9 protein-coding genes are annotated in these 13,464 nt (G+C 50.9%); 7 read left to right on the top strand and 2 right to left on the bottom strand.

Going from position 1 to position 13,464, the window contains the following annotated elements; translation table 11 throughout:
* The first annotated feature begins 550 nt into the window (after positions 1 to 550).
* The 4 genes from sat to SPB21_RS03260 all read left to right on the top strand — a co-directional run bounded on the left by sat (position 551) and on the right by SPB21_RS03260 (position 6,691).
* Positions 551 to 1,729 (top strand): sulfate adenylyltransferase, encoded by a 1,179-nt coding sequence (sat, locus tag SPB21_RS03275; protein ID WP_163670843.1) that lies wholly within the window; start codon positions 551 to 553, stop codon positions 1,727 to 1,729.
* Between the two features lie 567 nt (positions 1,730 to 2,296).
* The gene (locus SPB21_RS03270; protein WP_499865464.1) at positions 2,297 to 3,898 is read left to right on the top strand and encodes an LA_3751/LA_3752 family putative glycosyltransferase; all 1,602 of its coding nucleotides are present in this window, start codon (positions 2,297 to 2,299) and stop codon (positions 3,896 to 3,898) included.
* Between the two features lie 220 nt (positions 3,899 to 4,118).
* Positions 4,119 to 5,354: a glycosyltransferase gene (locus SPB21_RS03265; protein WP_499060018.1), complete on the top strand. Its 1,236-nt coding sequence runs from the start codon at positions 4,119 to 4,121 to the stop codon at positions 5,352 to 5,354.
* 242 nt (positions 5,355 to 5,596) lie between these two features.
* Entirely contained in the window at positions 5,597 to 6,691 is a 1,095-nt protein-coding gene (locus SPB21_RS03260) for a tetratricopeptide repeat protein (protein ID WP_499865463.1), read from the top strand.
* An 11-nt stretch (positions 6,692 to 6,702) separates the two neighbouring features.
* Here SPB21_RS03260 and SPB21_RS03255 read toward each other — a convergent pair whose 3' ends face one another.
* Together SPB21_RS03255 and SPB21_RS03250 are read right to left on the bottom strand one after the other, a co-directional pair.
* On the bottom strand, positions 6,703 to 9,816 hold the full coding sequence (locus SPB21_RS03255) for an efflux RND transporter permease subunit (protein ID WP_163700392.1): 3,114 nt from the start codon (positions 9,814 to 9,816) through the stop codon (positions 6,703 to 6,705).
* Between the two features lie 24 nt (positions 9,817 to 9,840).
* Entirely contained in the window at positions 9,841 to 10,461 is a 621-nt protein-coding gene (locus SPB21_RS03250; protein ID WP_163670853.1) for a permuted SH3 domain-containing protein, read from the bottom strand.
* Between the two features lie 117 nt (positions 10,462 to 10,578).
* Between SPB21_RS03250 and rppA the strand changes: the two genes are divergently transcribed.
* From rppA to SPB21_RS03235, 3 genes are all read left to right on the top strand, one after another.
* Positions 10,579 to 11,268, top strand: coding sequence for a two-component system response regulator RppA (gene rppA, locus SPB21_RS03245; RefSeq protein WP_163670855.1), 690 nt, complete (start codon positions 10,579 to 10,581; stop codon positions 11,266 to 11,268).
* A gap of 102 nt (positions 11,269 to 11,370) precedes the next feature.
* Entirely contained in the window at positions 11,371 to 12,762 is a 1,392-nt protein-coding gene (rppB, locus tag SPB21_RS03240) for a two-component system sensor histidine kinase RppB (RefSeq protein WP_499865462.1), read from the top strand.
* Between the two features lie 143 nt (positions 12,763 to 12,905).
* Positions 12,906 to 13,436 (top strand): hypothetical protein, encoded by a 531-nt coding sequence (locus SPB21_RS03235; protein ID WP_499865461.1) that lies wholly within the window; start codon positions 12,906 to 12,908, stop codon positions 13,434 to 13,436.
* The last annotated feature ends 28 nt before the right edge of the window (positions 13,437 to 13,464 follow it).

Raw genomic sequence — 13,464 nt, 5'->3', positions numbered from 1 at the left:
CCGATACTGGCTTCAAGCGAGTAAAGGTCAATGACATCTATGATTAAACGATGTGTATAACTAAAGACAGCAATTTATATGGCTAGAAGATAATCTACAGCCAGAAGGAAATAATTATGTTGAATATATAGATCTAGACAAAAGGAAGTATGAAAAGGCATAGACAAAGGCATAAAGTATTTGTAAATGTAGGCTTGTTTACTATCATTTCATGACGTTTAAAGCTAACCATTCTCAGGGGTTGGTGTCGTAGGGGTGTGCTTCTATTCAGATAATTTTGGCTAACTGATGTGAGGGTTGTCTCTTGCACATGTAGTTTGCTGAGAATGTTTTTAGCTAGTTGTTTTGTTTTGCTCAAACAAAGACTAGCCAATGTTCACAGTATGCTTTGTGGCCATCCCCCATCGATTTCTCACTGGAATAAACTGCAAAAAACTGCTTAATTGGAGAAGAGAAGAACAATCACAGGCGTATGTCCGAGGCTTGTTTTTTCGATTTTTATTGTTGAATGTATTCTGGGTTAAGAATAAAGACGCAAAGGAGATGAACTATGTCTGCAGGTTTAATTGAGCCCCATGGTAAACAGCTAATCAATCGCTCTTTGGAAGGCCATGAGCGTCAGGATACTTTTGAACAGGCGCATGCGCTACCACGTATTACGCTTTCTAAGCGCAACATTGCTGATTTGCAGTGTATTGCAACCGGTATCTACAGTCCCCTAGAAGGATTTGTAAATGAAGCTGACTATAATTCAATTGTTAAAGATATGCGTCTTAGCAATGGACTAGCATGGTCCATTCCTGTAACGCTACAAATTCCTGAATCAGACGCTGAAAAGTGCCGCCTAGATAGCCAGATAGCCCTAGCTCATCCCAATGGCGAGATTCTGGCAGTCATGACAGTTAAGAGTAAGTTCACCCCTGACCAAGACCACGAAGCCCAGAATGTTTATCTTACCACTGAGGATGCTCACCCCGGTGTGAAGGCCATGAAGGCTGAGGGGCCTGTGTATTTAGGGGGTCCCATCTCACTGGTTAATGATATTCCTTACGACAACTTCTTGGAGTATCGTCTTAGCCCTGTGCAGACTCGCCTGGAATTTGCTAACCGCGAGTGGAATACTGTTGTGGCCTTCCAAACCCGTAATCCTATCCACCGGGCCCATGAGTACATCACTAAAACAGCCCTTGAGACTGTTGATGGCCTCTTTATTAACCCACTGGTGGGTATGACTAAGTCTGACGATATCCCAGCAGATGTTCGAGTGAAGTGCTATGAGACTATCATGAGCCTTTACTATCCTAAGGATCGCACCTTGTTGGGTGTTTTCCCCGCAGCCATGCGCTATGCCGGTCCTCGTGAGGCAATTATGCATGCGATCGCACGTCAGAACTATGGTTGCACTCACTTCATTGTTGGTCGTGATCACGCTGGTGTCGGTGACTATTATGGGACCTACGACGCGCAGACGTTGTTCCGCGAGTTCAATGCAGATGAATTGAAAATTCAGCCCGTTAAGTTTGAGCATGCCTTCTACTGCAAACTGACTGGCGGTATGGCGACGGCTAAGACCAGCCCCAGCGCTAAGGAAGATCGCATTCACCTATCTGGCACCAAGGTTCGCGCCATGCTAAGAGACGGAAAGAAGCCACCTGCTGAGTTCACTCGTCCTGAGATTGCGCAGATTTTGATCGATTCTATGCAAGCTCCCGCGTTGAGTGCCGTTTAGATGCGATTTAGAAAATACGCGATCTAACCAAGATCATGATTCAAACAAGTTTGCCTGATATGGGTAAGCTTTAATCTGAGGCAGCCCCCCGTCCATGCGCAAGCTGACGGGGGGCTGCTAATAGTATGTCTGCCCATCACTCCTACGACTGCAAGTGCTTGTGCTCTTAATTTTACTCCTACTTGTTCTATCTAGATTTTCTGCGCCAATGCTGGTCGTGGTTAGACTCTTGTTGGCAACGATGTCAGCCTAGATGTCAGCCTATTTCTGGCAAGCACAACAACTTTTAGCTGAGCCTTCGGTAACAAGTTAGTTGGCAGCCAAGAGCAACCCATTAGATCGATCGTTTAGGAAAGCTTTGCAAAAACCATGGCCATTTTAAAGCTTGTTGCAAGTATTAGACCGTCTGTACTGAGCAAAGCATAAAGTTCTGTGGAAGTTAGCAAGCTTATGGACCAATTGTTCTGGCAAGTCCGTAAGAATACAGATAAATACTAAGCTTAAAAATCTAACTATGTAATGCTCAAATCAAGGAAGTGGTTGTCCTGGATTTTACCTGGACTCATATTGATATTAGGAATAGGGTTAAGTCTAGGCCTGCAGGTACACAACCGCGATGGAGTATTTTTCAGCAGCGATGCGGGTTTAAAAGCCCTCCTGGCCCAACAGTTTAGCACTGGCACATGGCAGGCCTCCTTAGAGATTCCCCAACCAACCTGGGTGTTAACCCTCTGGCGACAGGGATTGTATCCCTTTGCACCGCCCTATGCCTATGAACAACAGGGCAATTACTTTATTACCTTTCCGTTTGCCTTTCCAGCGATTACCGCTCCGTTTTATGCGCTGATGGGCTACTACGGTTTTTATGTGGTGCCACTGGTTTCCCTGTGGATCATTTGGCTCCGGTTCTGGCAGCTGTGTCGGGTATGGCAAATCCGCTCACGATTCATCGCCCTCAGCTTGGGGCTAATGATTTTGGCATCGCCTCTGACCCTGTATGGAGCCATGTACTGGGAGCATACCCTGGCAGTAGCACTGGCCTTTTGGGGGCTGTCCGGGCTGTTGTTGCATGCTTTACCCCAGGGGGCAAACGATCGCATCAGCATCAATGAGGCCCTAGTGAATGGTGCCTGTATCGGACTGTCGGTATGGTTACGACCAGAGTTTTTGTGTATGGTCATCATCTTGACAGCCATGACAGTGGCCAGCCATGCATCTCGACTACCCAAACGATTATGGGTGATTGTGCCCCAGGGATTAACCCTGGGCTTAGTGATTGCCTTTACCGGGGCGATGGCGCTAACAGTATTGGGCCTACTTGGCGTTAACAGCGTTATTTATGGCCATCCCTTGGGCATCTATGTTTGGCACGCCCCCTTATCCCTTGGGCAAAGGTTCGCTCAGATTGGGCGTAATTATGGGTTCATGGTAATTTCCCTGGTGCGTTATTTCCCGGCGGTGCTCCTGGCGTTGGGACTGCCCTGGATCATGCAGGGACGAACACGTGCTGCCAGCATGGTGCTGCTAGTGATAGGGGTGACGTTTGCGATCGCAGTTCCCCTGATTGCCCCATCTGGAGTCGACGATCCACAGTGGGGGCCTAGACTGTATCTAATCTTGGTACCGCTCACCGGTTTGATAGTGGCCGCTGGGCTCGATAAACTGTGGCCAGATAGCCCGAAACGCTGGGGTGCTATGGCCGCTGTAGCATTGATGCTAACGGTGGGAACCCATGCCAATCTGGTGAATGGCGGTCTGAATACCTACGTCGATCCTCAAACAAACTCTATTTCTCTGCCCAGTAACCATGGGCCTGTGGCCCCTGCCATTGCCGCCTTAGCCACCTATAACGAACCCTGGGTTGCCATGGCACAGCAGCAGATTGCCCAACAACTCTGGCCCAGTGCGCGATTGAAGACTTTTTTTCGCACCGAAACCGATGAGGCCATTGAGCAGTTAGCGTCAGAACTCGTCAACCAGGGCGAGTCGTCATTTCTATATATTTGCTATGCTGACGTCCCCTGTGCTGCCACTGGCAAAGGGACCCTAACCTCCGTATTATTCAGAGGGAACCATGATCATGACACCGCAATGAGTATATCCTTTAAGTCATTGGGTACCTTTGGTAAATATCCGTTCTATCGCGGACTTATACAGACTAAGCAGTAACCTAAATATTAACGAAACCGTAGTCTAAAACAATAGTTAAAGTACTATCAACTAACCCATACAGGTGAGTTGCATGCAATGGACCTGAACGGTAATTTATATCCCGGTGCTGCTGATCCGAACGATGATTCCATCTGTCAAATTTAGGCTTTTAGCAAGTTTTACGGAGCAATTCATCCTCTAAATCAGCAACAGCTATATCTCCTGTAGATATTTATCGATGACTTATATCTCTGAGCTGGTTAAGCCTCCCCAAGGGCCGCTAAGGATCGCATCTACCCCTGCGAATCTACCCTTTTCTCTGGTTATTCCCACCTATAACGAAAGCAAGAATGTCGGCAAGCTGGTGGCGCACCTGGTGGCGCTACTGGACAATCTGTTGCCAGACCAGTACGAGCTGATTGTAGTGGACGATGACAGCCCCGATAAAACTTGGGAAGTGGCCCAAAAGCTCACATCTCACTATCCCCAGCTACGGGTGATGCGGCGGCAGGAAGAACGAGGGTTATCGTCAGCGGTAATCCGAGGCTGGCAGGTGGCACAGGGAGAAATTTTAGGCGTCATCGATGCGGATCTACAGCACCCGCCTGAGACCCTGAAGCACATGGTGAACCATGTGCAAGATGGGGCTGATCTATCCGTGGCCAGCCGTCATATTGAAGGGGGTGGCGTCAGTGACTGGAGCCCGTTGCGGCGTTTTTTGTCGCGCGGGGCGCAGATGTTGGGGCTGTTGATTTTACCCAGGGTTGTCGGTCGGGTGAGCGACCCCATGAGCGGTTATTTTATGGTGCGTCGCAGCGCCATTGCTGGCCATACCCTCAACCCCCTGGGCTACAAAATCCTGCTGGAGGTGATTGGTCGCGGCCATGTGGGCGACATTGCCGAGGTGGGCTATGTTTTCCAAGAGCGTAAGGCAGGAGAAAGCAAAGTCACCTGGAAACAGTATGTGGAGTATTTGGGCCATTTGGTACGGTTGCGATCTCAGGGTCGCATTGCCCGCATCCGTCAGAAATTTCCCATCGGTCGATTTTTGCGGTTTGGCCTGGTGGGGCTGAGCGGCGTGTTTGTGGATATGGCGGTGCTCTATTTGCTGAGCGACCCAAGCACCCTGGCCTGGGGGTTAACCCGCAGCAAAATTGTGGCGGGAGAAGTGGCGATTTTAAATAACTTTTTGTGGAATGATGCCTGGACCTTTGCAGACATTTCGCGATCGCAACAGGGTTGGGGAGCCCGGCTCAAACGATTCCTTAAATTTAATGTGGTCTGCCTGTCGGGGTTGGTGCTAAACGTGCTGCTGCTGAACCTGATCTTTAACGTCATCTTTGGGCAGCAATATCGATATTTAGCAAACTTGATTGCGATCGCAGTCGTTACCGCCTGGAATTTCTGGATGAACCTAAAGCTGAGCTGGCGTGTGACCCAAGTGAAGAAAACAAATTCTCAAGAGAAAAGTTAACCACTGCTGGCTTAGCAGAACTACCCTAGCCAGTAATTTTTAGCTTAAATTCTCTCAAGGCTCGATAATGATCAAATGTCTTGCCACATCACCCCTGAAATTTTCAAGCACCTTTACAAGAAAAACAACAAGGGCTCTTATTAGTCATAGTTTTGTTTTGATTAGTAACAGCTACGGCCATGGGTTCGGAATATTAAACCAGTCTCATGTAATTACTGGACAGTCCTTTTTGAGACTTACCCATGGGTTTACCTATCCTCAAAACTATCTCCGCAACGGTACTGCCAGCCATTGCATTTGATACCTTAGCCCAGGCAACCCAGGATGGGAAAGCAAAGAAAACAGTCAACTACCGTGCTGCTGTTCGGCTAAAAGTAGACGAGCTAATGCAGCAAGGCATTGAACAGTATCAGGCAAGTCTATTGGGGACGGCCCTTAAAACCTGGCAGTTGGCACTCAATATTTCCAGCGAACTGGGAGATCGACCCGGTGAAGGTAGAGTGCTGGGAAATCTGGGTCTGGTGTATAACAGTTTGGGGCAGTATGAGCGGGCGATTGATTGCTACGAAAAGAGTTTAGCCATTGTGCGTGACATTGGCGATCAAAAGCGAGAAGGAAGAGTCCTCGGCAATTTGGGCAGTGTTTACTTTAGCTTGGGGCAGCAGCAGCGGGCGATTCAACTGTATAGGCAACGGCTGGCCATTGTTTGTGGACTCGGGGACCAGGCCGAGCATGGTAAAGCACTGGGAAATTTGGGCAATGCTTATTTTGCCCTGGGGCACTATGAACGGGCGATTGAAGTTTATAATAAACGACTTGCGATCGCCCGTGAAATTACCGATCGCCCTGGAGAAAGCGATACCCTCGGAAATTTAGGCAATGCCTATCTAAAACTGGGGGATTATGGGCGGGCCATTGACCTCTATGGACACCAGCTGGTAATTACGGTTGAGCTGGGTGACCAACAGGGGGAAGGCAATGCTCTGGGAAACTTAGGCGTAGGGTATCGCAACCTGGGACACTATGAAGAAGCCGTAGAATGTTATCAGCAACGGCTTGCGATCGCTCGCGAGATTGGCGACCGGCGAGGGGAAGAAAACACATTGAGAAACTTAGGATTCTTGTTTAAGTCTCAAGAACAACCGGAACTGACCATTCTCTTCTATGGGCAAGCAGTGAAGGTACAAGAAGAGATCCGTCAAGATTTCACGGACAGAACCTTGCTCCGGGCCTATACAGAGAAGGTTGCCGATACATACCATGCCCTGGCTGACGCCCTGTTTGAGCAGGGACATATTTGCAAAGCACAACAGATTCTCAACCTTCTCGCAGTTTAAGTCTCCTCAACTTAAGTCTCTTTAATCTGTTTAAGACCAGGGACTAACCATCGACCAAACTGGGCATAGAGGGCGGGAAGCACCAGTAGTGTGAGGGCCGTAGATGTAAACAAACCACCCAACACAACAATGGCTAGCGGCTGTAGAATTTCGTTCCCGGCTCCGCTTGCCAGGGCCAGGGGCAGCATTCCCAGGGCAGAGGTGAGGGCCGTCATCAAAATGGCATTGACTCGCTCTAAAGCCCCCTGGGCAATCACATCTTTGGAATGCATTCCCTGGGCAAATTTTCTGTTGTAGTTATCCACCAGCAACAATCCGTTGCGTACGGCCACACCAAACAGGGTAATAAAACCGATTAGTGAGGCAACGGACATAACCCCCCCCGTCAACAGCATGGAAACAATCCCACCCACCAGCGCTAAGGGCAGATTGACCATAATAGCCACAGTGGCCGGTAGAGATTTGACTGAGAAAAACATCAGTACGGCAATGGCGATGGCCGCCAGGAGGCTATACACCAGCAAACTGTTGGTAGCCCGCTGCTCAGATTCAAACTGACCGCCATACTGGATAAAGTAGCCATTGGGCAGAGTCACATTTTGGCGAATCTGGGTCTGAATATCGCCGACAACGCTACCTAAATCTCGCTCGGCTACATTGGCTGATACCACAATCAGTCGAGATACATCTTCTCGATTCACCACATTCGCCCCCATACCGTAGTCTACGGTGGCTACGGTCTCCAGCGGAATGCTCTCTCCAGTGGGTGTGGAGAGGGGGATTGCTCGAATCGCGTCCAGGCTATTGCGAGCAGAGTCTTGAAGACCGACGATAATGTCAATCAGTTGTTGGTTTTCAGGTATTTGGGAGACTATACGCCCGTTTAGGGCTGTTTCCACCAGCTCTGAGATGGCGGCCATATTGAGGCCGTAGGTGGCGGCGGCTTCGCGGTTGTACTGAATGTGTACCTGGCGAATGGGGAGCTGAGGTTCTAGCTGCAAGTCGACTACACCTGCAATAGGTTCGATTACATCGCGCACCTGTTCACCGATACTGCGTAATTCTGCCAGGTCAGAGCCAAAGATTTTGATTGCGATCGCACTCCTCACCCCAGACAGCACCTCATCCATCCGGTGGGAGATAAACCCGCCAATATTCGGTGCCACACCAGGCAGCTTAAGAAACGTCTCCCGTAGTTCTTGCACGCTGGCGTCTCGATCGCTCAGGGCCAGATCACTCAGTTCAATATCCACATGGGCCATGTTCACCCCGGCACCATCTGCATCCCCCGGTGCCCGTCCCGCCCGTACCTGCACCCATTCATATAAAGGGTTGTCCTGGAGAGACGTCGCTAAGGCATTGCCTGCACCATGGGTAATATCCAGTGAGATACCGGGAAACAACACCATGGAGTTCACAAGAGATTTCTCTTGAAACTCGGGTAAGAACACTCTCCCCAGGGAGGGCACCACAGTCACCGTTGCCACCAGTGCCGCCAATGCCCCTGCCAAAATCAGCTGGGGTGCTCTGATGGAGAGATTTAACAACGGGCGGTACAGCCGCTCCACCCAGCGCGATACCCAAGTCCCCTCCTGGGGCAGGGGCTGATTTGCCAGGAGAATCGCACAGAGTGCTGGAGAAAGGGTCATGGCCACCAGTGTGGAGGCCGCAATGGAGAACAGATAGGCCAAGCCCATGGGAGCAAAGATACGCCCTTCCACACCCGTCAGGCTAAAAATGGGAGCAAACACCACCACAATGATCACCGTGGAGAAAATCACCGCCAGCCGCACCTGTACCGAGGTTTCGTAAACCACCTGAAAAGGAGATTTAGGACCGCCCTCGGCCTGGTTGCGCCGTAGACCGCGATAGCAGTTCTCCATATCCACAATGGCGTCATCCACCACGGAACCAATGGCTACCACCAGTCCCCCCAGGGTCATGGTGTTGATGCCCAGGCCAAAGGTCTTCATAAACAACAAACCAATGAGCAAGGATAGGGGAATAGCACTCAGGGTGATAATCGCCGTACGCCAGTTCATTAAAAACAGCAGCATAATCACCGAGACAATGATGATGCCCTGCACCAGGGAGCCGCTGACATTGCGAATGGCAGAGTCAATAAAGTTGGACTGACGGAAGGTACGCACCACCTGCACATCCGTGGGAAAAGTGGGCTGCAAAGACGCCATGACAGCTTCCACAGCCTTAGTGACTGTGGGTGTGTCCACATCCGGCTGTTTGTTGATCATCAACACCACTGCGGGCTGGCCGTTAAAGCTAGCATCGCCGCGCTTGAGGGCTGCCCCGGTTTGCACCTGGGCCACATCCCGCAACAGAATTGGTTCACCGTCCTGAACCTTCACCACAGACTGTTGCAAATCGGCAATGGACTGCACCTGACCGATACCGCGCACCAGCAGTTCCTGGCCACCGCCAATCAGAAAACCACCCGGCGCATTGGCATTGGCAGCCTGGGCCGCCTTGGTCACATCGTTGAGGGAGAGATTGAGCGCCCGCAGCTGTTCTGGGTCAACTAAGACCTGCTGCTGACGCTCTTCACCGCCGTAAACGGTTACCTGAGAAACACCGGGTACTGAGAGAATCTGGTTGCTGAGGGTGACCTCTACCAAACGGCGTAGCTCCATCAGTGAGGTTTGCCCGGTGTCTTCTACGGTAAAGGCATACTGCAGAATAGTGCCCAAGGGAGAAACGAGGGGAGAAATCTCAGGGGGATGGGTTCCCTCGGGGAGCTGGTTGGCCACCTGTTGCAGGCGTTCTGTAACGGCCTGACGGGCTCTGTAGATGTCAGCGTTTTGCTCAAATATCACCTGCACCATAGACAGACCTACCTTGGAAGACGATCTCACGGTGGTCACCCCTGGCAGACCATTTACGGCACTTTCCATAGGCACCGTAATCTGGGTTTCTACTTCCTCGGGGGCTAACCCAATGGCTTCCGTTTGAATATCCACCTGCGGTGGGGCAAAGGGGGGAAAGACATCCAGCGGCATCTGGGTGATGCTAAACGCTCCCCAAAGGGTGACGATAATGGCCAACATTACGATGAGCCATCGTTGGGCAATGGAGTTTTTTAGGATTCGATCCAGAATCGAGTTCAACATAGTGATCTGAGGGCGTCTGCCTGATTAGAGGAGTTCTTTTTTCTTGTTGCGACTGCTGACTAGCAGTGCGATCGCACTTCCCACAAAAATGACTCCGCCTGTGGCCAACGCTTTTAGCGGCAGACCACCGGACTGGTCGGCACTAACCTGAGCAACAGGTTGCTCTGAAGTTTCAAGAGTTTCAATGGTTTGGGCGACGGCGGTTGGAGAAGCCCCATCGGTTTCTAAGCCAGTGGCGGCCTGGGTTTTGCGTGATTCGGCATAGAGCGACAGACTGCCCTGGATGACCAGTTGCTCACCCACTGATAGACCTGCGGTGATTTCAATCAGTTCGCCCTGGGTAGGGCCAGTGACCACATCCACCGGTTCGTAGAAACTTTCATACTGCACAAACACCAATTGCCGACCGTTATCGTCCACAAGGGCCGTCACCGGAATTAGGACAGCGGCGCTGCCATCGGTGGCAGGTTCAATTGGGGCTACCTGAATCCCGAGCAGCGGGTCGGTTTCAGCATTGATTTCCACACGGTTCACGCCGCCCGTTGCCTGGAATTCATCCCCATGACCCACATGGGCAAGTGCCCCAGGAGGAGCGATAGAGAAGCTCAAGGCCAGTAGTGAACTAAACAACAAAACGAATTTCATATAACCTCCCAACGGTATCTGATAAAAGCTTCCACAGAGTGCCATAGGGCAGATGAAATCGAGGTGAAATGGACACAACTTCGGTAGTATTGGCTCGTAGTTGATTGCCGTCGTGTTATGCGGGTGCTGCTGGTAGAAGACGAAGAAGATCTGGGTCAGGCGATTAAGCAAGTGCTGATGGACGAAAAGTACGTCGTGGATTGGGTCACGGACGGTGGGCAGGCCTGGAACTTTCTAGAAAGCCAGTGGACCGATTACACGGTGGCAATTTTCGATTGGCTACTGCCGAAACTCTCAGGCTTAGAGCTATGCCAACGTGTCAGAGCACAGCAAAATCCGTTGCCCATCCTGATGTTGACAGCCCTGGGACAAGCAGAAAATCGGATTGCTGGCTTGGACGCTGGAGCCGATGATTATTTAGTGAAACCCTTTGTCATGGCGGAGTTGCTGGCAAGGTTGCGGGCGTTGCAACGACGTTCACCCCAGTGGCGACCCCAACAGCTGACGGTAGGGCCATTTACCCTGAATGATGCCAATACCACCCTGCAAGTTGACCTGGAGGATCAGCCCCAACAGGCAATTCCGTTAACGACAAAAGAATTCCAGGTGCTGGCCTATCTGATGCAAAACCCAAATCGCATTCTCTCCGGCAGTAAGATTCGCCAACAGCTGTGGGATTTGGACGAGGAACCCGTGAGCAATGTTGTTGCCGCCCAAATGCGCTTGCTGCGCCGCAAGTTAGCCCGCCACCATTGTGACTGTCCCATTGAAACAGTGCCAGGCCAGGGTTATCGGTTCGTTCCATGAAGACTAGCCAACAGTTATTTCGCCGCAGTCGTCTGCGGTTAGCTTTATGAAAACCAGCACGAGTCAACAGTTATTTCGCCGCAGTCGCCTGCGGTTAGCTTTATGAAAACCAGCATAAGCCAACAGTTATTTCGCCGCAGTCGTCTGCGGTTAGCCCTGTGGTATGCCCTGGTGATGGGTGGCATTTTAAGTCTGTCGGGGTTGGTGATGTATCGTGCCCTCTTTCAAGCGCGCTGGGGAGCACTGGAGCGAGAAATTGAATCCATCGCGGGGACATTACACGACAGTTTGGAACCCATGCTGCCTGCATCGGCAACACCGGCCACCGTGCTACAACAGATTTTTCCAGATCTGTGCCTGGCCAATCAACCTTGCGATGATAGTCCCACTCTGATCGAGCGCCATACGATGGGGGTGAGCGATCGCACCACATATTACGTACGCCTGTTCGACCGCCGGGGCCAGCTGTTGGCCTTTTCCCCCAACCAACCCCAGCAACCTCAGGATCTGAATCCTGCCCCATGGCAAACGCTCCAGGTAGAGAATGGACCTCGCTACCATCAGTTCACGACGGTTTTGCATGGCGCTGCCCATGGCCATTCCGGTTCAAATGAGGTTCATACCCATGCCTCCTGGGGCTATTTGCAAATTGGCCGCACCCTGGCGGATTTTGATGCAGAAACTCAACGGATTCGCTGGACCCTAGCGTTAGGGTTACCCCTCACCCTGGGGCTGGTGGTGGTCTCTAGTTGGGGACTGTCAGGGGTAGCTATGCAGCCCATTTATCGGTCTTACCAGCAGCAGCAACAGTTCACGGCCAATGCAGCCCACGAACTGAGATCGCCCCTAGCTAGCCTATTAGCCACAGTGGAGGCCACCCTACGCCTATCCCCAGCTCAGCTTCAGGAGATTCCCCCCAGATTACAAACCATCGAACAGCAGGGACGGCGTCTGAGTCAGCTGATTGCAGATCTACTGCTGCTGACTAGCCTGGAACAAGCGGCTTCGGCCTCCTCCTTTAAACCTTGTTGTCTCAATGATCTGATCACCGATCTGACGGAGGAATACCAGGAACTGGCAATGACTGCCAATGTGGATCTAACTTGTCAGCTGCCCAGTGATGAGCTGTATGTATCGGGTCAGGAATCTCAACTTTACCGATTGGTGGCGAATTTAATTGACAATGCGATTCGCCACACACCTGCCTATGGGGTTGTTGCTGTTGATTTAACAGCTAGCGATCGCACCGCTATGATCACAGTTAAAGATACGGGTACGGGCATTCCAAAAACGGAACAGCCCCGAATTTTTGAGCGTTTTTATCGAGTGGATGGGGGACGCGATCGCAAAACAGGAGGAACCGGCTTAGGGTTAGCCATCGCCCAGGCCATTGTCTCGCGCCACCGAGGAACCCTCACCGTTGAAAGTGTTATGGGCCAGGGTAGCCTGTTCACCATCCATTTTTCTTGCCTTGCTGCCCATGGGGCGCACTAGAAAATTGTTGCCTGATGAGTTGAGGCCGCCCATAAGGTGCACCGTTAGAAAGTCAGTTAAAAAATCGCCACAAGTTGGGATTGACAAGATTTCGATACACTCACAATGAAGTAACCGATATCATTGTCAATTTGGATCGCATCATGAAACGATTTTTAGTCTGGAGTATGGTAGCACTGCCACCAACCCTTCTTATTCTCCTATCCCTAAAACCGCTAGAAATTCATTCGATCCGTTTTCTTGGCTTTTTTGCTGCTGCGTTCGTAGCAATCCTGATCATGGCACTGAGGGTAATTCCTGATCTTCAGTCCCAAAGACGCTTTCGACAACAGGCGGCGGTATCACTCATCATGGTGGTTTCTATCATTGTATTTAACTGGCCGCTGAGGATAGCTTACGGGTTTTCCCGTCCTGCCTTTGAGCAAGTGGCAGGGCAGGTGATGACAGGAGAAACATTAGAAACTCCCCGACGCATTGGCTGGTTTCGCATTGAACGCATTGAGGCTCCTGGCCCTGCCGCCAATGGCATTGATTACCAGGGTCTGCGTCTATGGACTGGCGTTCACCCCCATGGAAATACTGGCTTTGTACAAGCGAGTCCCGATAATCTGCGGTTTAATTTGTGGAGCCATTTCAGATTAGATGAGAACTGGCAGTTTATTTCTGAGGACTAATTAAATGATAGGGAGACCGAATTACGGC

This window comes from Leptothoe sp. ISB3NOV94-8A, assembly GCF_043421595.1.
GTDB lineage: Bacteria > Cyanobacteriota > Cyanobacteriia > Phormidesmidales > Phormidesmidaceae > Leptothoe > Leptothoe turfae.
The sequence above is the reverse complement of the archived record's forward strand: the minus strand, read 5'-3'. Positions and strand labels throughout refer to the sequence as shown.